Source organism: Ruegeria atlantica (assembly GCF_947495585.1).
GTDB lineage: Bacteria > Pseudomonadota > Alphaproteobacteria > Rhodobacterales > Rhodobacteraceae > Ruegeria > Ruegeria atlantica_G.
On the sequence record NZ_CANLZK010000008.1, the window covers coordinates 133,250 to 150,841 of the forward strand.

18 protein-coding genes, 1 other RNA gene and 1 riboswitch are annotated in these 17,592 nt (G+C 58.1%); of the genes, 6 read left to right on the forward strand and 13 right to left on the reverse strand.

What is annotated here, in order from left to right:
* Nucleotides 1–29 precede the first annotated feature (29 nt).
* From pta to QMP16_RS14830, 3 genes are all read right to left on the reverse strand, one after another.
* Nucleotides 30–1,052 carry a phosphate acetyltransferase gene (pta, locus tag QMP16_RS14820; RefSeq protein ID WP_282153007.1) on the reverse strand — a complete coding sequence of 341 codons (1,023 nt, stop codon included), beginning with the start codon at nt 1,050–1,052 and terminating at the stop codon, nt 30–32.
* A 4-nt stretch (nt 1,053–1,056) separates the two neighbouring features.
* Nucleotides 1,057–2,832: a sulfoacetaldehyde acetyltransferase gene (xsc, locus tag QMP16_RS14825; RefSeq protein WP_282153008.1), complete on the reverse strand. Its 1,776-nt coding sequence runs from the start codon at nt 2,830–2,832 to the stop codon at nt 1,057–1,059.
* Between the two features lie 124 nt (nt 2,833–2,956).
* Nucleotides 2,957–4,417, reverse strand: a complete 1,461-nt coding sequence (locus QMP16_RS14830) for a PLP-dependent aminotransferase family protein (RefSeq protein ID WP_282153009.1) — start codon at nt 4,415–4,417, stop codon at nt 2,957–2,959.
* Nucleotides 4,418–4,551: 134 nt separating this feature from the next.
* On the opposite strand from QMP16_RS14830, the gene QMP16_RS14835 reads away from it, so the two are divergent.
* Together QMP16_RS14835 and QMP16_RS14840 are read left to right on the forward strand one after the other, a co-directional pair.
* Nucleotides 4,552–4,860, forward strand: a complete 309-nt coding sequence (locus QMP16_RS14835; RefSeq protein ID WP_282153010.1) for an ArsR/SmtB family transcription factor — start codon at nt 4,552–4,554, stop codon at nt 4,858–4,860.
* Nucleotides 4,853–5,881, forward strand: coding sequence for a permease (locus QMP16_RS14840; RefSeq protein WP_282153011.1), 1,029 nt, complete (start codon nt 4,853–4,855; stop codon nt 5,879–5,881). The genes QMP16_RS14835 and QMP16_RS14840 overlap by 8 nt, the downstream gene beginning before the upstream one ends.
* Before the next feature lie 38 nt (nt 5,882–5,919).
* On the opposite strand, the gene QMP16_RS14845 is transcribed toward QMP16_RS14840, so the two are convergent.
* On the reverse strand, nt 5,920–6,309 hold the full coding sequence (locus QMP16_RS14845) for a hypothetical protein (protein WP_108861162.1): 390 nt from the start codon (nt 6,307–6,309) through the stop codon (nt 5,920–5,922).
* A gap of 51 nt (nt 6,310–6,360) precedes the next feature.
* Nucleotides 6,361–7,122: a DUF1013 domain-containing protein gene (locus QMP16_RS14850; protein WP_058279793.1), complete on the reverse strand. Its 762-nt coding sequence runs from the start codon at nt 7,120–7,122 to the stop codon at nt 6,361–6,363.
* A gap of 128 nt (nt 7,123–7,250) precedes the next feature.
* Between QMP16_RS14850 and QMP16_RS14855 the strand changes: the two genes are divergently transcribed.
* Nucleotides 7,251–7,892 carry a ribonuclease T2 gene (locus QMP16_RS14855; RefSeq protein WP_282153012.1) on the forward strand — a complete coding sequence of 214 codons (642 nt, stop codon included), beginning with the start codon at nt 7,251–7,253 and terminating at the stop codon, nt 7,890–7,892.
* On the opposite strand, the gene QMP16_RS14860 is transcribed toward QMP16_RS14855, so the two are convergent.
* Nucleotides 7,889–8,377, reverse strand: a complete 489-nt coding sequence (locus QMP16_RS14860; protein ID WP_282153013.1) for a hypothetical protein — start codon at nt 8,375–8,377, stop codon at nt 7,889–7,891. The genes QMP16_RS14855 and QMP16_RS14860 overlap by 4 nt on opposite strands.
* 103 nt (nt 8,378–8,480) lie before the next feature.
* Here QMP16_RS14860 and QMP16_RS14865 point away from each other — a divergent pair, with 103 nt between their 5' ends.
* Nucleotides 8,481–9,005 (forward strand): hypothetical protein, encoded by a 525-nt coding sequence (locus QMP16_RS14865; protein ID WP_282153014.1) that lies wholly within the window; start codon nt 8,481–8,483, stop codon nt 9,003–9,005.
* A 54-nt stretch (nt 9,006–9,059) separates the two neighbouring features.
* Here QMP16_RS14865 and recR read toward each other — a convergent pair whose 3' ends face one another.
* The 3 genes from recR to QMP16_RS14880 form a co-directional block, all read right to left on the reverse strand.
* Nucleotides 9,060–9,653 carry a recombination mediator RecR gene (gene recR, locus QMP16_RS14870; RefSeq protein ID WP_282153015.1) on the reverse strand — a complete coding sequence of 198 codons (594 nt, stop codon included), beginning with the start codon at nt 9,651–9,653 and terminating at the stop codon, nt 9,060–9,062.
* Between the two features lie 64 nt (nt 9,654–9,717).
* Complete coding sequence (locus QMP16_RS14875; protein WP_108861168.1) at nt 9,718–10,062, reverse strand: YbaB/EbfC family nucleoid-associated protein; 345 nt, start codon at nt 10,060–10,062, stop codon at nt 9,718–9,720.
* 157 nt (nt 10,063–10,219) lie between these two features.
* Entirely contained in the window at nt 10,220–11,971 is a 1,752-nt protein-coding gene (locus QMP16_RS14880) for a DNA polymerase III subunit gamma/tau (protein ID WP_282153016.1), read from the reverse strand.
* Nucleotides 11,972–12,128: 157 nt separating this feature from the next.
* Between QMP16_RS14880 and QMP16_RS14885 the strand changes: the two genes are divergently transcribed.
* Complete coding sequence (locus tag QMP16_RS14885; protein WP_282153017.1) at nt 12,129–12,626, forward strand: protein-tyrosine phosphatase family protein; 498 nt, start codon at nt 12,129–12,131, stop codon at nt 12,624–12,626.
* A 7-nt stretch (nt 12,627–12,633) separates the two neighbouring features.
* Here the strand turns inward: QMP16_RS14885 and QMP16_RS14890 are convergent, their stop codons facing one another.
* Entirely contained in the window at nt 12,634–13,041 is a 408-nt protein-coding gene (locus QMP16_RS14890) for a hypothetical protein (protein WP_282153018.1), read from the reverse strand.
* 84 nt (nt 13,042–13,125) lie between these two features.
* A riboswitch (cobalamin riboswitch) is annotated at nt 13,126–13,345 on the reverse strand.
* A gap of 144 nt (nt 13,346–13,489) precedes the next feature.
* Between QMP16_RS14890 and QMP16_RS14895 the strand changes: the two genes are divergently transcribed.
* Nucleotides 13,490–14,347: an alpha/beta hydrolase family protein gene (locus tag QMP16_RS14895; protein WP_282153019.1), complete on the forward strand. Its 858-nt coding sequence runs from the start codon at nt 13,490–13,492 to the stop codon at nt 14,345–14,347.
* Between the two features lie 8 nt (nt 14,348–14,355).
* Here QMP16_RS14895 and rsgA read toward each other — a convergent pair whose 3' ends face one another.
* The 3 genes from rsgA to QMP16_RS14910 all read right to left on the reverse strand — a co-directional run bounded on the left by rsgA (nt 14,356) and on the right by QMP16_RS14910 (nt 17,492).
* Nucleotides 14,356–15,366, reverse strand: coding sequence for a ribosome small subunit-dependent GTPase A (gene rsgA / locus QMP16_RS14900; RefSeq protein ID WP_282153020.1), 1,011 nt, complete (start codon nt 15,364–15,366; stop codon nt 14,356–14,358).
* 158 nt (nt 15,367–15,524) lie between these two features.
* An RNA gene (gene ffs, locus QMP16_RS14905) (signal recognition particle sRNA small type) lies at nt 15,525–15,623 on the reverse strand.
* A 39-nt stretch (nt 15,624–15,662) separates the two neighbouring features.
* A complete protein-coding gene (locus QMP16_RS14910) occupies nt 15,663–17,492 on the reverse strand; it encodes a bifunctional 2',3'-cyclic-nucleotide 2'-phosphodiesterase/3'-nucleotidase (RefSeq protein WP_282153021.1) in 1,830 nt (609 codons plus the stop codon).
* Nucleotides 17,493–17,592: the final 100 nt, after the last annotated feature.

Sequence of the window (17,592 nt, forward strand, 5' to 3'; positions counted from 1 at the left end):
ATCGGAACAGTATTTCGCTTTAGCCGGATTTACGAGGCGTCTGTCCGGGTTTTGGATGTTTCTGCTTGCACGGCCGTAACCGCGATCATGTGCAGAACGTCCTCGGCGGAGCATCCGCGTGAAAGGTCGTTGGCCGGCTTCGCCAGTCCCTGAAGGACCGGGCCGATTGCTTCGGCACCCCCAATACGCTGCGCGATCTTATAGCCAAGGTTGCCTGCGTCGAGGTTCGGGAACACAAAGACATTTGCCTCGCCGCGCAGGGGCGAATCCTTGGCTTTCTTTGCAGCCACCTCGGGGACGAATGCGGCGTCAAACTGCAGCTCGCCGTCGATCAACAGATCGGGGTCAGCCGATTTTGCAATCTGCGTGGCCTCGCTGACCTTCGTGACTTTCGGATGATTGGCGCTGCCGCCGGTTGAAAAGGACAGCATTGCAACGCGGGGCGTCTCGTGCGTCAGCGCCTTGAAAGACGCGGCAGATGCCCGGGCGATTTCAGCCAGTTCCTGTTCGTTCGGATCAACAACCAGGCCGCAATCGGCAAAGATGTGCGCACCGCGAACCGTGTGGTGATCGCGGCAGTAGAGCATCAGGAAAAAGCTGGAAACCATGGCCGCGTCGGGCGCTTTGCCGATGATCTGCAAAGCGGCGCGCACTGTGGCCGACGTGGTCTCAACAGCTCCGCCGACAGTTCCGTCGGCATGACCGGTATGAACCAGCATCGCGGCATAGTTCAGGCGGTGTTTGATTTCTTCAGCGGCCTTTTCAGGCGTCATGCCCTTGTGCTTGCGCCGCTCGAAAAGCTCAGCTGCAAACGCTTCGGCATGGGGAGAGTCCGATGGATCGTGGATTTCGATGCCGTCGACATCCTGACCAGCCTGTTCGGCCAGCAGGGCAGTTACTTTGGCTTTGTCGCCAACCAGAATGATGCGCGCGACACCTTCCTTGCGGGCCTTCAAAGCACCTTCAACAACACGTGGATCATCGCCCTCAGCGAGGGCGATGATCTTGTCGGAGCTGCTAGCAGCTCCGAGAATTGTGCGCAATGGCTTCACGCGATTATGCCCCGGCCGACGTATTCATGTCAGCCGCGTCGATACCGGCAACACGGACCGGCTTTTTCATGGCGTCGCGACGGAAGGGATCGCCCAGTTCCTGGTTGATCATGGCTTCGATCAGAGTGGTGATGCCATTTTTCTGGTCGATGATCGCCTGGTTCAGGGCTGCGGTCAGCTCGTCCTGGGTGCGTGCAACGACGCCTTTCAGACCACATGCGGTTGCGATACCGGCATAGGAGACCTGTTGGTCCAGTTCGGTGCCAACAAAGTTGTCGTCGAACCACAGGGTCGAGTTACGCTTTTCAGCGCCCCACTGGTAGTTGCGGAAAACGATCTGGGTCACAGCTGGCCATTCTTCGCGGCCAATCGCGGTCAGTTCGTTCACAGCGATACCAAATGCGCCGTCACCCGAGAAACCGACAACCGGAACGTCCGGGCAACCAATTTTCGCGCCAACAACGGCAGGCAGGCCGTAACCACAGGGGCCAAACAGGCCAGGTGCCAGGTACTTGCGGCCTTCTTCGAAGGACGGGTACGCGTTACCGATGGCGCAGTTGTTGCCGATATCGGACGAGATGATTGCCTCGGTCGGCAGCGCCGCCTGAATTGCGCGCCATGCCATGCGGGGGCTCATCCAGTCGGGCTTAGCTGCACGTGCACGCTCGTTCCAGGTGGTGCCCGGATCGTCGTTCTCGTGGGTCAGCGAGCTCAGTTCTTGCGCCCAAGCCGATTTGGTGGTGGCGATCAGGTTCTTGCGGTCTTCGCGACCTGCTTCACCGGCGTTGTCGCCCAGGCGTTCCAGCAGACCTTCGGCCACTTTCTTGGCGTCGCCGACGATGCCAACGGTCACGTCTTTGGTCAGGCCGATACGATCCGGGTTCAGGTCAACCTGAATGATCTTGGCATCGGTCGGCCAGTAGTTGATGCCGTAGCCGGGCAAGGTCGAGAATGGGTTCAGACGAGTGCCCAGAGCCAGAACAACGTCCGCTTTAGCGATCAGTTCCATACCGGCTTTTGAACCGTTATAGCCCAACGGGCCAGCGAACAGCGGGTGCGAGCCGGGGAAGGCGTCGTTGTGCTGATAGCCAACGCAGACCGGTGCGGTCAGACGTTCGGCCAGATCGGCGGATGCGGGGATCGCGCCGGACAGAACAACACCGGCACCGTTCAGGATGACCGGGAATTTGGCGTCGGACAGCAGGGCTGCCGCTTCGTCCAGCGCTTCGTCGCCGCCAGCAGTTGCGGCAAATTCGACGATCTTAGGCAATTCGATGTCGACAACCTGGGTCCACATGTCGCGCGGGATGTTCATCTGAGCAGGTGCCGAGGCACGCTTGGCTTGCAGGATGACGCGGTTCAGAACTTCGGCGACACGGCTGGGGTCACGCAGTTCTTCCTGGTAGGCAACACAGTCCGCAAACATGCGCATCTGTTCCATTTCCTGGAAGCCACCCTGACCGATGGTCTTGTTGGCTGCCTGCGGAGTGATCAGCAGAACCGGGGTGTGGTTCCAGTATGCGGTTTTAACGGCAGTCACAAAGTTGGTGATGCCGGGGCCGTTCTGCGCGATCATCATCGACATCTTGCCGGTGGCACGGGTGTAGCCGTCCGCCATCATGCCGCCCGAACCTTCGTGGGCGCAGTCCCAGAAATTGATGCCTGCGGCCGGGAAGATATCCGAAATCGGCATCATGGCCGAACCGATGATACCGAACGCATGTTCGATACCGTGCATTTGCAGAACCTTAACAAAGGCCTCTTCAGTGGTCATTTTCATCTGAGTGTTCTCCGCACAATTGAAGAAAGGTTCGGGCACAGCACCCGCCTTTGATACGGTTTTGGCGCAAGGGGCGAAGCGGCGTTAGGGCCAGAACGTTAGGCGGGATATGTCCAGAGTCGTGCTAGGCGGACCGGATGGCGTCGGCGATCAGTTTCACGCCCGGCCCGATGCGGTCTCGGCCAATGGACGAGTATCCAAGGCGATAGAAGTTGTGCGGTCGGTGCAACCCATTGAAGAACGGGGCGCCTGGTTCGATATGGACGCCCTGGCTCTGCAGCTTTTGGGCAAGTTTGGTCGTGTCCACACGCTCGGGGGCCGACATCCAAAGCGACGACCCGCCCATGATTCCGCGTCCGGCAGCGGTAAGCCCGTACTGTTCGACTGCAGCATCCAACGCTTCGCGTCGCCGGGCAAGGGTTTTGGACATACGCCGAATCTGAGCATCATAATGGCCTAGGGACAGGAAATAGGCCGCAGTACGCTGGATATGGCCCGGCGGATGGCGCAGTACCAAAGAACGCAAGGCGCGGGCCTCGCGGATAAAGGGCTCGGACCCGACAATGTAGCCAAGGCGCAATCCGGGAAACAGCGACTTCGAGAAGCTGCCCACATAGATCACCCGTCCGTCGCGATCCATTGACTTGAGGGCCGGGGACGGGGATCCCAGAAAGGCCATTTCAAACTCGTAATCGTCCTCGACCACCATGGCGTCCAGTTCGCGGGCGCGTTTCAGCAACTCGTGGCGGCGATCAACGGGCATGGTTGCGGTTGTCGGGCTCTGATGGCTGGGTGTGGTGAAAATCACATCTGTTTCATCCGGCAACGCATCCGGGGTCAGTCCGTCACGGTCAACGGCCAGTGGTGAAACTTTGCAATCAGAGTGGTTAAGCAAATCCCGCAGCGCATAATAGCATGGGTCTTCGATAACGGCCGTGCGGTTGCGGTTCAACAGGATGCGCGAGGCCAGCCACAGCGCGTTTTGCGCCCCCATAGTGATCAAGATCTCTTCGGGGCGGGCGGCGATCCCGCGGCGCGGCAACGTGTGACGGGCGATGAATTCAATCAGCAGCGGATCATCCTGATCCATGTAGTCCCCAGTCAGAGATGCAAAATCCTTGTGACCCAGCGCACGGACCGCGCAGAGACGCCAGTTGGCGTGGTCGAACAATTTCCGATCTGCCTGACCATAGATGAAAGGGTATTTGTAATCGCGCCAATTACTGGGCTTGGGCAGCACGTCCCCATCCGAGAACCTGCGTGCCAAGGCCGTGTCCCAGTCGACATTTTCATCGCGTTTTTGAACAGGCGAATACTTGGGTGGCACGGGCGCGTTTTGCGACACGAAATACCCCGACCGGCCTTTGGCAGTCAGGTAGTCATTGGCCAGTAGTTCCGTATACGCCAGTGTCACCGTGATCCGGCTAACACCCAGATGCGCCGCCAATTTGCGAGACGAGGGCAGCTTTTCCCCAACGTGGAACCGGCCAGACAAGATGCCTTCGGCAATCATCTGCTGGATCTGCGCCTGCAGCGTGCCCTGTCCGTTCAGTTCCAGAAAGAATGTGTCGACCGATATTCCCATAGCGCCTTATAGGGTGGACTTAAGGTGAGGGCAATCTGGACTTAATCTCGTCTCGAGAATTCGTGAACAAGGCGCTTGACGAAAAAGAACGACTCACCTAAATAACTAGAAATCTAGTTTAATGGAGAAGTCAGATGTGGGAAACAGCTGCAGCAGGATTCTCGGCCATGGGCTCTGAAGCGCGACTGAAGGTTCTCAAGACATTGGTTCGGGCTGGTGAGGCTGGGTTGACCGTTGGGGAAATCCAGAACCGCACAGGCATTGCGCCTTCGACATTGGCCCATCACCTGCGGTTCCTCGCGGCCGGCGGAGTCGTCGAGCAAGAGAAAATCGGGCGCGCCACCATCAACTGCGCAAATTACGAAGAATTGAGAGGCCTCGCGCAGTTCATTCTTAGCGAATGCTGCGCGGACGAAGTGGGAAAGGCTGCGAACGATGGCTGAGCTGACACAAAACCCAAAGGCACCGGCAAAGGTGGCCGTTGATCTGATCAAAACCCCATGGGCAGTGATCGTAGCCATTCTGGCGCTTGTGGCCGTCCTTGACCCCAGCAACTGGGGAGAGGTCGTGACTTTTGCGGGCAAAGCCCTTGCACATACCGGCCAGTATATTCTGTTTGCCGTCTTGCTTCTGTCTTACCTCAAGGCGACAGGTGCCGAGGTGATGGTCGCGCGCGCCTTTGAGGGGCGCGAGACGCGGATGATCTTTCTCGCAGCGGTCTTCGGTGGCCTCGCACCGTTCTGTTCTTGCGAAGTCATTCCGTTCATTGCCGGACTGCTGGCGCTTGGTGCGCCTTTGTCGGCTGTTATGGCATTCTGGCTCAGCTCGCCCTTGATTGACCCACCTACCTTATTGATCACGGCAGGCGCATTGGGTTGGCCATTTGCAATCGGCAAGGCCATTGCAGCGGTCGCACTCGGTCTGTTTGGTGGCTTTGCCGTCCGTGCCCTGATGCGAGGTGGTGCGTTCGCCCAGCCTCTGCGCGAATACAAACCAGCTGGCTGCGGTTGCGGACCTAAAACAGAGGACAAACCTGTCTGGAAGTTCTGGCAGGAACCCGAGCGCCGTCAGCGCTTCAGGTCCGAGTTCGTTCACAACAGCCTGTTCCTGCTGAAATGGTTGGCTCTGGCCTATGTGCTCGAGGCGCTGTTGGTTAGCTATGTTCCCGCTGACCTGATCGCGCGCGTTGTTGGCGGTGAAGGTGTTGTACCCATTGTCATTGCCGCGTTGGTCGGGATGCCTGCTTACCTGAACTCCTATGTCGCGCCGCCGCTGCTGGCTGGCTTGATGGAACAGGGGATGAGCGCAGGGGCCGCGATGTCATTCATGGTCGCGGGTGCCGTCAGTTCGATCCCGGCAATGGCCGCCGTCTGGTCATTGGTCAAACCACGGGTTTTTGCGACCTATCTGGGGCTGGGGATCACCGGGGCCATCACCGCTGGCATTCTGTTCCAGATGATCTGAAACCAAAGCCACCCGGTGTTCTTACCGGGCGGCTTTACTTATCCTGCTTCGCAGTGGCGCGGCAGTTTGAACCGATACCGAGCCTCGCCACTGTCCACGTACACACGTTTTTCGATGCAGGCCGTGGTGCCAACGGTTTGTGAGACCGGAGCGTCGGTCGAAGTGACCGAGGTCGCAGACCCGTCCGGCAGTCGGACCGAAGCAATGACGCCGTTCTTGAGGTCCCCGTTGATGGGTGTCGCTGACAAGACGTTGACGGTCATAAATGCCTCATGCTCGTGCTCGCCGCTGTCGTTGAAGATCAGCAAACCAGCAGCGACGGCAACAAGACCAACACCGCCTGCCACGGGCAAACCCCAGGTCTTCAGGAAGGCATAGATCGAAACGGCGCGATGCGGTCCAAATAGTTTGGAAAGAACGTTCAGCATGGTTTTCTCGTAAAAAAGCCCCGGTCCGTTCAGGCCGGGGCTGTCTGTGCTTTAGGGGCGCGGATCGTCTTCGTCTTCGTCGTCGGCACCGCCTTTGGGCAGGTTGAAGAAGCTGTCCGCGTCGAGGATCGGTTCTTCTTCTTTCTCTTCCGCAGGTTCATCCGACAGCGAGAAGGTTTCCAGACCTTCGATGGCGGTCGGAATCTTCGGCGCCGCGTCCATTTCCAGCGACTGTTCGGTCGAAACCAGCTTGCGGCGCTCGTCATCGCTCATGACGCCACCTTCGGCTGCTTTCTTGGCTGCGGCTTTCTGCACGATCGCGTCCAACTCGGACTGTTTGCACAGACCCAGCGCAACGGGGTCGATCGGCTGCATGTTGGAAATGTTCCAATGGGTCCGTTCACGGATCGACTGGATGGTTGGCTTGGTGGTGCCCACCAGTTTGGCAATCTGACCGTCGCTGAGTTCCGGGTGGAACTTGACCAGCCACAGGATCGAATTTGGACGGTCCTGACGCTTGGACAGCGGGGTATAGCGCGGACCGCGCCGCTTTTCCTCGCCGCTTGCAGCGGGGTTGAACTTGAGCTTCAGCTTGTGCAGCGTGTTGTTCTGCGCGGTGTCGATCTCGTCCTGGGTCAGCTGGTTGTTGGCGATGGGGTCAAAGCCTTTCACGCCAGCGGCCACATCGCCGTCTGCGATGCCCTGCACTTCCAACTCGTGCATGCCTACGAAATCCGCGATCTGCTTGAAGCTGATCGTGGTGTTGTCCACCAGCCATACGGCTGTTGCCTTGGCCATAAGCGGTTTTGCCATCAGCCCGTCTCCTATAAATACATCTTTCCCGTCGCCGGAATTCGGCGGCCCCTTTTTTGGGACAGGTTTCCGTTGTCGGGGAACTTGGTCCGTATATAGTCGCGCCAAGGCAAGAAGGGAAGAGGCGAATGCGCTGGGTTATTTTGGGGCTGGTTTCGTGGATTTTCGGTGCAATGGCGGCGCTGAGCGATGGCGAAAAGGCAGGCGAGTTTGACTACTATGTCCTGTCGCTTAGCTGGTCGCCAAACTGGTGCGCCCGCGAAGGCGACGCACGCGGATCGGATCAATGCGACACCCGGCATGACCATGGCTGGATCCTGCATGGTCTTTGGCCTCAGTACCATCAGGGTTGGCCCGCCTTCTGCCGCACGCCCGAGGCGCCGCCATCGCGCGCTATGTCACGCAAAATGACCGATATTCAGGGCAGTTCCGGTCTGGCGTGGCATCAGTGGAAAAAGCACGGCACCTGCTCGGGTCTCAGTGCGTCCGACTATTATGCGCTGTCTCGGCAGGCGTATGAGGCGGTTGAGCGTCCTCAGGTATTCCGCAAGCTGGATGCCTCGGTCAAATTACCTGCATCGGTCGTGGAAGAAGCCTTTCTGAAAGCCAACCCCGGCCTTGAGCGCGACATGATCACTGTGACCTGCAAGCAGGGCTATATAGAAGAGGTCCGCCTGTGCCTGTCGCGCGACCTTGAACCCGCGCCTTGTGGGCGAGACGTGATCCGAGATTGCACCGCCAAAGACGCCCTGTTTGATCCGATTCGTTAGAGTTTCTTATTCTGACAGTCGCGGGCATATTCCAACGCTTTGGCCGTGCCTTTCAGATCAATCGCCATCACCGTCTCACCCGCGGGGTTATAGACGGTCATGGTTTTGTTCTGCGCAATCGCATCCACGAAGCTGCGGTCGGTGAAAAACACGGTCGCGCCTGGCACATCGCGCTGATTGAAGCCGATGGCAGTGGCATCATAGCTTTTGCCGTCCAGATCGAACCGGATCGGATAACTCTCACCCTGTTTGATGTCGCCCCACGCCTTGTTGTAGACGGCGAAATACCCGCGATTGTCCAGCGCGTCATAGCCCAGCCGCACGACTGAGAGGTCCTGATAGATCGTCTGGATTAGGCACCCGTTGCCAAGCGCGGGGTCCATCATGATGTTCCAACCTTCGACAAATCCCTTGTCGATGAGTTGTTGGGCGAGCGAAGCGGTGGCAGTGAAGGTGGCGAAGAATAGGGCGAGAAGGCGGGTCATCTAATTTGTTCCAAAGGTGGATTTTGACGTTGATATCGATGTGAAAATCTTAAACCAATCAGGCGTAAGAAAATAGACAAAATACATGCAAGGCCCTCATACTATGAAGAATTCGCAAATTATTCTGATCGGCCTATCTACTTACATCGCAATGGCCTGGTTGTTGACCGGAAACGTGTTTCGTCCAATTTTCTTTCTCACTTTTTGGATTGACCGACTGGGCGCTCCTTATTGGCCTGCTCTTTTGCTCGTAGGCATCGGACTGAGCCTCATTATTGCTAAAGGAATGGGGCGAATTGGTTTTGACAAACAAACTACATTCGGTTTGTTTGTCTTTTTTTCAATGTGTTTATCCACTGGATTGATCGCAGCTTATGCAAGCTATCTGCGTTTAAAGGAAAGTGCTGCGTTTCAAGCAGATCGCGAATTCAGAAACTCCTTTTTTGCCAGCCTCAGAAATGCTCCCGCTGATTTCCAGTTTTTTTTGCATGGCGCCGCATTGAAGGACTGCGTGCCCTATACTTGGAGCTATAGTTACATGGCCTACGGTGAGCTATCTAAAAACATTGCAATCAATGTTCTGCCATACGAATGGTTGGATGAGTGTGCGATTGAAGCTGATCGTTAACAGTTTTCCAGAGTAACCATTTAATATTAAATAGAAAAAGTATCAATGATCTCGTCAAATTTCCTTCCGCGCCCTCAGCGCCGCCGTAATCGTCCCGTCGTCCAGATAATCAAGCTCGCCCCCAATCGGAACACCCTGCGCCAGTGAGGTCAGGCGGACCTGTCCCTCGAGCTGATCGGCGATGTAGTGGGCGGTGGTCTGGCCATCGACGGTTGCGTTCAGGGCCAGAATGACCTCAGAAATCCCTTCGGCCATCACCCGATCCTTGAGTCGGGGAATGCGCAGTTCGTCCGGTCCGACCCCATCCAGAGCCGACAATGTGCCGCCCAAAACGTGATAGCGACCCTTGAAAACTGCAGCGCGTTCCATCGCCCAGAGATCAGCCACATCTTCGACCACGCACAACTCTCCGGTCGCGCGATCCTCGCTATCGCAGATGTCGCAGATATCGGTGGTGCCCACGTTGCCGCAATTCAGGCATTCGCGGGCGGTGGCGGCCACCTGCTGCATTACGTCCGACAAGGGCGTCAGCAGCAGGGCGCGCTTTCGGATCAGGTGCAGCACCGCGCGGCGAGCCGAGCGAGGCCCGAGGCCCGGCAATTTGGCCATCAGATCGATCAGATTGTCGATATCGCTGTTCGAACTCACGGCGTGCGCTCCTGCAAAAGGGCCGGGCAGTTGTGCCCGGCCTTTGGGTCGTCAGGAGTGTCTATCAGAACGGCAGCTTGATGTCTGCGGGCAGACCCATGCTTTCGGTCAGCCTTGCCATCTCTGCCTGAGAGCGCTCGGCCGCTTTGGTTTGCGCGTCCTTGATAGCGGCCAGAATCAGATCTTCGACAACTTCCTTATCGTCGCCATTGAAAATCGACGGATCGATGTCCAGACCCTTCAGCTCGCCTTTTGCGGTGGCGGTGGCCTTCACCAGCCCTGCACCGGATTCGCCTACAACCATCAGGTTGTTCAGCTCTTCTTGCATGTCCGTCATTTTGGTCTGCAAATCCTGTGCGGATTTCATCATCTTGGCCATATCGCCCAGACCGCCGAGTCCTTTGAGCATTGCTTTTCTCCTGCAAATCGGTTTGCCGCCTAAATACGGATGCTGCCGGTAGGGTACAAGGGGAGAGCTTCTCTCGCTTGTCGTCAAGGTCTTTGGCAAGACCTTTCCTCCCGTTGGGCCCGGCAACGCAGGAGTGTTTCCACTTTGGTCGCTCGGATCAATCCTCCTCGAACGGGTCCCATTCGTCTTCGACCTCCGGTAGGGCTTCGGTTTCGACCTTGGCGGCGCGTTCTTCCGGGGTTTCGATCCGCTTGATGCGCGCTTTTGGAAACTGCATCAGAACGGCTTGAACCAGTGGGTGTTGTTCGGCCTGCGCTTTCAACGCCAGATCAGCCGCGTCTCGAACCTCGGCGATTGTTGCCGCGTCCCCGTCGGCCACGATTGAGACGGCCCATCGGTTTCCGGTCCAGCGTTGCAAGGCCGAACCAAGCCTTTGCGCCAGATCGGTCGGCGCTTTGTCCGTGGGCGTGAACTCGATCCGTCCCGGGGAATACGAGACGAGACGCACGCTGTTTTCGACCTCAACCAACAGTTTTACGTCCCGGTTGGTGCGGATCAGTTCGACCACGTATTCGAAGGTTGGATAGCGTGCCAGCGCGGTCTGGACGTCCTGGGCAAGCGCTGCGGTGGGTGCCCCTGCAGGCCCGCGTTGTGCCGAGAGATGCGCAGAGGACGTCGCCTGTGCAGGTGCATGAGTTGGCACAGCCACACCACCGCCAGGTCCCCCGCTTGGTGGGGGGGGAGGTGCATCCTGTAGTCGTTTGATAAGTTCTTCGGGGCTGGGCAAATCGGCCACATGGGTCAGACGAATGATTGCCATTTCGGCGGCCATCATCGCGTTGGGTGCTGCAGAAACCTCTTCCAGCGCCTTCAGCAACATCTGCCACATGCGCGTCAACACCCGCATTGGCAGCGCCTCGGCCATCTGTTGACCACGCGCGCGTTCATCCGGTGAGACGGTGGGGTCATCGGCGGCATCGGGCGTGATTTTGACCACGGAAACCCAATGGGTGATCTCGGCCAGATCGCGCAGAACGGCCAGCGGATCGGCCCCTTCGGCATACTGGCCGCTCAACTCGGTCAATGCTCCAGCCGCATCACCGCGCAGGATCATCTCCATCAGATCCAGCACGCGCCCGCGATCTGCAAGGCCCAGCATTGCCCGAACCTGATCGGCGCTGGTTTCCCCGGCTCCATGTGAAATCGCTTGATCCAACAGCGATGTTGCATCGCGGGCAGACCCTTCGGCCGCGCGCGTGATCAAAGCAAGCGCGTCTTCTGCGATCTGCGCATTCTCAGCCGCTGCGATCTTGTTGAGAAGGCCAATCATGTCTTCGGGTTCGATCCGGCGCAGGTCAAACCGCTGGCATCGTGACAGCACTGTCACTGGAACTTTGCGAATCTCGGTCGTCGCAAAGATGAATTTTACGTGCTCGGGCGGTTCTTCAAGCGTTTTGAGCAGGGCATTGAAGGCGCTGGTCGACAGCATGTGAACTTCGTCGATGATATAGATCTTGTAGCGCGCACTGGCGGCACGATATCGGACACTGTCGATAATCTCGCGAATGTCGTTCACACCGGTCCGGCTGGCGGCGTCCATCTCCATCACGTCGACATGGCGTCCTTCCATGATGGCCACACAATGCTCGCACTGGCCGCAAGGTTCGGTCGTTGGCTTGCCTTCGCCATCGGGGCCGATGCAGTTCATGCCTTTGGCGATAATCCGGGCAGTGGTGGTTTTGCCGGTGCCGCGAATACCGGTCATGATAAAGGCCTGCGCGATCCGATCCGCTTCGAACGCATTTTTCAGCGTGCGCACCATTGCGTCCTGTCCAACCAGATCTGCAAAGGTTTCAGGGCGGTACTTGCGGGCAAGAACCTGATAGGCGGGGCTGGGCGTTTCGGTCATGTCTGCTCTGTCAGATTCGTGTCAGAAATGCAGCGTAGAGACCCGGGCCGCCCGCGTCCACAGCAGGCTTTGTGGAATTTCGGTTTGGACAGCGTCTGTAAGCGGGATAAATAGGCTGTCAAAATCTGGTGGGCCGGTGGCAGTAGGAGCATAAGCTTTGGCAAAATTTGCGATCTACGCGCTGCCTGTTGGCTCAGGCACCTTGGCGCTGTCCCCCTTGCCTGGCGGCGGCGGTGGGTATGTGGACGATCTGAGGGTCATACAGGACTGGAACCCCGATCTGCTGATTTCAATGACCACCGAGGCCGAGATGCAGCAGGTCGGCGCAGGCGGTTTTGGTCGAGACGTTCAAAGCAGGTCCGCGACCTGGGTGCATCTTCCGGTCGAGGATTTTGGCACGCCGCCCCTGCCAATCGAAACTCTTTGGCCTCAAGCCAGCGCAGCCGCCCGGCAGGTGCTGTCCGACGGTGGACGCGTGCTGGTGCATTGCCGGGGCGGTTGCGGGCGGTCGGGGATGGTCGCGCTGAGGCTCATGGTGGAATGCGGCGAAGATCCAAACCACGCGCTAAACCGGCTGCGCTTGGCCCGACCATGCGCGGTGGAAACGGATCAGCAGATGGCCTGGGCCATGAAACCGGCCCAGAGCGATTGGTGAACTAGGATCAGGCCGTGGCTTGTTGAACAACCTGATGCGATGGACGCGGTGCAAGGGCCGATGCCTGAAGCATGGCGCAAGGCAAGGTCGCCAAAACACCAGCAGGCAGAGTGGAAAAGTCAGGGCCGAACATCATATCGGCGTATTCGTCCAGCGTGTCGGCTGAGTCGCTCGTGTTTGCCCCGCAATAGACCCTGATCCGGGCCGGGCTGGCGCGAAACCGTGCGGTGCAACCCTCATCGCAATGAGTCAGTTCGCTGGAGCCGTCCACCTCAAATTCGCTGGTCGTCATCGGTTGTGCTGTTGCCATCGCCTCGGCCAGGGCCCGAGCCATTTGGGCCAATGCGGGGCAGGTTTTCCCCGTTTTCTGGCACAGGGTGGCGGTGAACTCGTGGGTCGTTGTCTTCCAGATCATAATGCGCCCTCCGCGCGGTGAACGGGGGACGTGGAACAGGGAACTCAGCGTACTGAAGACCTGCCCGGACACCCCGCCCGAGTTTCGGTTTTTACTTTGATGGCAGGTCTCCTGACTTGCGGGTCATTGCTTAGCCGACCTTCCCAGCCTTTCGGCCAGTGGTATTTCGGCATTGCTTACCGCTTACAGTTGCGGGGGCAGTCGCGGCCTTGGTCCATTCCGGCATTGCCGGGCTGGACCGCACCGAGTTCCCTTTTCATCCCGCCCCAATATAAGGACGAGAACCATCACCTCATCGCTAGCGGTTGTAGGTGGCTTGAGTCAAGCGGGCTGTTTTCCATCGTTCAAGTGGACGCTTGGTCACTTTGAAAATCTGTTGACTCTAGTCGCGCAAAAGCGCCGATATGCCATATGTGAACCGAATAGTTCAGATGCTTGCGAGGGCACCATGTTGGACAACACTCCGGTCGTTTTGACCGAAGATTTCACGTTTTCTGCCGGAGAGGCCGAACTGTCGGCACGGCTGTATATGCCTGCCTCGGCACCTGATGTGGCGGTTGTAGTCCATGCAGCCACAGGCGTACCGCGCGACTATTACCAGCATTTTGCGCGGTGGTTGGTGGAAGAACAGGGTATGGCCTGTCTGACCTATGACTATCGCGATTTTGGCCACTCTCTACGCGGGCGCCTGCGCGATTCGCAGGCCACGATGGCTGACTGGGCGTTGATCGACATGCCCGCTGCCCGCGCTGAAATGCGGCGCAGATTTCCCGCGGCCCAGCAGTGGAGCATTGGCCATTCGGTTGGTGGAATGCTGGGGCCAATTCAGCCCGATATTGAACAGATCGACCGAATGATCTGTGTCTGTTCAGGTTTGGTGACGGTATCCGACCACCCCTGGCCGTATCGCGCACTGGCGACAATGTTCTGGTATGCCCACCCGCCATTGCTGGTTAAGGCATTGGGATACCTGCCGGGCAAGGCGCTTGGGTTCGGCTCGGACCTTCCGGCACGTGTCTACTGGCAGTGGCGCAAATGGTGCACCGCTGCACTGAGCTACGTGCCGGATATCGGCAACAGCCTTCCAGACGCCCGTTGGGCTGCGTCGGAAACACCCGTCGATCTGTTCACAATGGACGATGATCAGGTGGTGCCCCCGAACGCGGTTTGGCGCCTGGCCGAACTTTACGGTCCCAAAGCCCGCCGGCATCAGTTGTCGCCGAAAGACTTTGGATTGGCCGAGGTCGGTCACATCGGCGCTTTTGCGCGCCGAAATGCGGCCATATGGCCCCGGTTGATCGCCTGAGCCTGTACTTACAGCTTTTTGCGGGATTTCTTGTCCTGCATCACCGATCGTACCATCTTACCAAAGGCCTTGTCGCGCGCACGAGACTGCGCCACGGTTTCCGAGTTTCTCTCATCCTCGCGCCGCAGTTTTCGCCAACGCTCTAGCCGCTCTGTGTCAAGGGATCCGGTGGAAATCGCATCCTGCACAGCGCATCCCGGCTCGGCCTGATGCTGACAATCGGAAAAGCGGCAGGTTTGGGCCAATTCCAGAATGTCGGAAAAGACCTCATCGACGCCATCCTGAGCATCAAGCAACCGCAAAGCCCGCATACCCGGTGTATCGACCAACCAGCCTCCGTTCTGCATTGGATGCAACGCGCGGGCAGTTGTTGTGTGCCGCCCGCGCGCGTCGTCCTCGCGAATGCCGGACGTTGCCTCATCCAGACCAGTCATGGCGTTGACCAATGTTGTCTTGCCGACACCGGATGAGCCGACCAGTGCAGCGGTCTGCCCGGTGGAGCACCAGGACAGTACTTGCTGCACGTCCAGGGCATCCAAAGCATTGATTGGCAGTACGGTCAGAAAAGGCGCCAGCGACTCGGCTGCTTTGGAGTATTTATCAGGATCGGCGCAGGTATCGGCCTTGGTCAGAACGATCACCGGATAGCACCCGGCCTGGTGTGCCAAAGCCAGATACCGTTCCAGCCGGGCCAGATTGAAGTCGGCATTGCAGGAACTGACGATGAACAGCACATCCACGTTGGCGGCGATCAACTGGGCCTCGGCCCCGGTTCCGGCGGCGCGGCGTTCCAGCAGGTGTTGAACCCGGTTTTGATCATCCGCCAATACCCAATCTCCGACGGCAAAGTCGCCCGTCGGGTGGTTCAGGGTGAGCAGAGGTGTTTCACCGTTGATGTTTGCACCGATCAGACGATCACGGTGAACGGCTGTGATGCGAAAGGGAACGCATTTTGGATTGGCCGCATGTTGTGCGGCAAAGTGTGAGGACCATCCCAGGTCCGAAAGTGTAAAGGACATTGTTCTGCCTGTGTTCAGGTACAGCAAGCCGTCTGCATGGCGGTCGCGCATCCAGCGGTAATGTGTTCAGGCAGGTTTGAGGGTCGGCCTCAGAAACGCTCTGCCCAAAGGGTTTTTGCTACAATCATAAAAGCCCTCCTGCGGCTAACGATTCAAGTAAGTGAGAGGTTGGACATCGACCCAAGCGGGGCTCGTTGTGGCTGCTTCCTTCCGGACCTGACCAGGTTGGCGAGGCGCTCGCCCGCGCCAACCTCTCGAAAATCGATATAGGGAAGACACGCAGAAATGACAACCCGTCACAGTGAGAGTTGAATGCGCAAAAACCCTTCGGCATCCGTTCCAGCCAGCGTTGGGCTGAACTCTGCGATGTCTGCGAGGTGACGTTGTGCCTGTTGGCCGGTCTTCAACAGGACAGAGGATCCCGGCATGGGCGCAAAACGGAATGGGCAGGGGCCCTGTTCCAGCGATTCAGCGGGCATTGCACCGGTCAGGTAATCCTTTAGCGCGTGTTGGATCGGCAAAGCCGGAACGTTCATGATTTCGGCGTCCCGTATGATCGGAAAATGCCCGCCGCCGCTGGCCCGATAATTGTTCAGTGCAACGACAAAGCGTTGTTCGGCCGTCACCGCGTGGCCTTGGAAACGAAGATCTGAGATGCGCTGGTATGCCGGATTTACCAGTCGCCCTTCCGCATCGAACCGAGGCGGAGCGCTCAGGTCGATCACGTAGCTTAGCCCGAACAGAACATCGAAATTGTGTCCGGCTCGATCAGGATTGACCAATTCAGTTTGCACGCCGGGTTTCACCTGATTGAATACGCCCGCAGACATTTCAAGCCAATCTCTGATGTGCTCTCCTGTCACCGCGACCGAACGAAGTTCGTTTGGAAAGATGTTCAGATCAGCCACGTGCCGCATACGCATGACGCCCGCAGGAATGTCCGAGTAAAAGCGAGGCCCGGCGCGACCACCGAACTTCGAAGGTGCCACGGCAGACAGCAATGGTGTCGCTTCATGGGGTGTGCCCTTCAGGATCTGGCGCACGGCCGAAGCCTGTGCTGCGGCCACCATCGCAAGCCCGCGATCCTTGGCGCAAAAGCTGAAATAGCTGTGCAGGCTCTGATCCGTATGCCCAATCGGTTCCGCGGCCCGTTTTCGTGTTGCGGAATGCACATCTGAAAACAGCGCCACCAACAGCCGGTCTTCGGCCGCCGGGTCAGCACCTGAGACCGGGCGCAGTTCAGTGCGATGAGCCGCGACCGACCAGCCCTTTTCTGCCGAGGCAACCAGCGTCAGATCAATCACGCCAAGATGAGATCCGGCAGATCCCGGCATGACAACAGGTGTGCCATGCACCATACCGCCAGTGGCATCGACGTGTTCCAGCCCAGCGTGTGACTTCCCAGGCAGGGTCAGATGCGTGTGCCCGGCGATGATGGCGTCAATGCCCTCAATCGCGGCAAGGGGGATTATCGCGTTTTCAAGATCGGGCGCGGGGTCGACGGACCCCAGCCCCGTATGGGCAAGCGCGATGATCACGTCGCAGCCGTGGGATCGAAGCTCTGACACTTTAGTGCGCGCGCAGGTCAGAATGTCGTCTATCCGGACGTCATTACCCAGCCGATGAGATTCCCAATTCCGGGTCTGCGGCGGAACGACCGAGAAGACGCCGACGGTTAGCGAGGCTTGGTGCCCCGCGACCTCAACCCGGCGGGTTAGAACTGCCTGATCCTGCCAGACCTCGTTGGCACCCGGGCGATGAACATTGCTGCAAACCACTGGACAGGGGGCCTGCGAAAGGATGCTGTCCAGTATATCTTGACCGAACCCGAAATCATGATTTCCCAACCCGATCGCATCATACTCTAACGCGCCAAACGCCTGCATCAGCGCATGCGGCTTGTCAGCTTGCTCGGCGGCCATATCCCCAACGGGAGTTCCCTGCAGCGAATCGCCATTGTCAAAAAGCAGCACGGTTGAGCCTTCCGCCTGCGCCTCAGTTCTGGCTTCGCGGATCAGACTGGCGGTTCGGGTCAGGCCAATTGTGGGTTCAGGGGTGTCAGAATAGTAGTCAAAACTCCTCAAGTTCATATGAAGATCCGTGGTGCCCAGTATTCGGATCTGCACGGTCTGCGGAGGCAGAGAAGGGGAAGGTTTCAAATTTCTACTTTTGGCAGTTTTGTCTTAGTCATTTTCAACAAAAAGATTAATCACAGTGAATTGCAAG

What these genes read in the sequence shown, in the direction of transcription:
- QMP16_RS14830 (WP_282153009.1), bottom strand. Translation starts at nt 4,417, where the DNA reads ATGGGAATATCGGTCGACACATTCTTTCTGGAACTGAACGGACAGGGC.
- QMP16_RS14845 (WP_108861162.1), bottom strand. Translation starts at nt 6,309, where the DNA reads ATGCTGAACGTTCTTTCCAAACTATTTGGACCGCATCGCGCCGTTTCG.
- QMP16_RS14880 (WP_282153016.1), bottom strand. Translation starts at nt 11,971, where the DNA reads ATGACCGAAACGCCCAGCCCCGCCTATCAGGTTCTTGCCCGCAAGTAC.
- QMP16_RS14875 (WP_108861168.1), bottom strand. Translation starts at nt 10,062, where the DNA reads ATGCTCAAAGGACTCGGCGGTCTGGGCGATATGGCCAAGATGATGAAA.
- QMP16_RS14890 (WP_282153018.1), bottom strand. Translation starts at nt 13,041, where the DNA reads ATGATCTGGAAGACAACGACCCACGAGTTCACCGCCACCCTGTGCCAG.
- rsgA (WP_282153020.1), bottom strand. Translation starts at nt 15,366, where the DNA reads ATGTCCTTTACACTTTCGGACCTGGGATGGTCCTCACACTTTGCCGCA.
- QMP16_RS14895 (WP_282153019.1), top strand. Translation starts at nt 13,490, where the DNA reads ATGTTGGACAACACTCCGGTCGTTTTGACCGAAGATTTCACGTTTTCT.
- QMP16_RS14835 (WP_282153010.1), top strand. Translation starts at nt 4,552, where the DNA reads ATGTGGGAAACAGCTGCAGCAGGATTCTCGGCCATGGGCTCTGAAGCG.
- QMP16_RS14860 (WP_282153013.1), bottom strand. Translation starts at nt 8,377, where the DNA reads ATGACCCGCCTTCTCGCCCTATTCTTCGCCACCTTCACTGCCACCGCT.
- xsc (WP_282153008.1), bottom strand. Translation starts at nt 2,832, where the DNA reads ATGAAAATGACCACTGAAGAGGCCTTTGTTAAGGTTCTGCAAATGCAC.
- QMP16_RS14850 (WP_058279793.1), bottom strand. Translation starts at nt 7,122, where the DNA reads ATGGCAAAACCGCTTATGGCCAAGGCAACAGCCGTATGGCTGGTGGAC.
- QMP16_RS14855 (WP_282153012.1), top strand. Translation starts at nt 7,251, where the DNA reads ATGCGCTGGGTTATTTTGGGGCTGGTTTCGTGGATTTTCGGTGCAATG.
- QMP16_RS14840 (WP_282153011.1), top strand. Translation starts at nt 4,853, where the DNA reads ATGGCTGAGCTGACACAAAACCCAAAGGCACCGGCAAAGGTGGCCGTT.
- QMP16_RS14865 (WP_282153014.1), top strand. Translation starts at nt 8,481, where the DNA reads ATGAAGAATTCGCAAATTATTCTGATCGGCCTATCTACTTACATCGCA.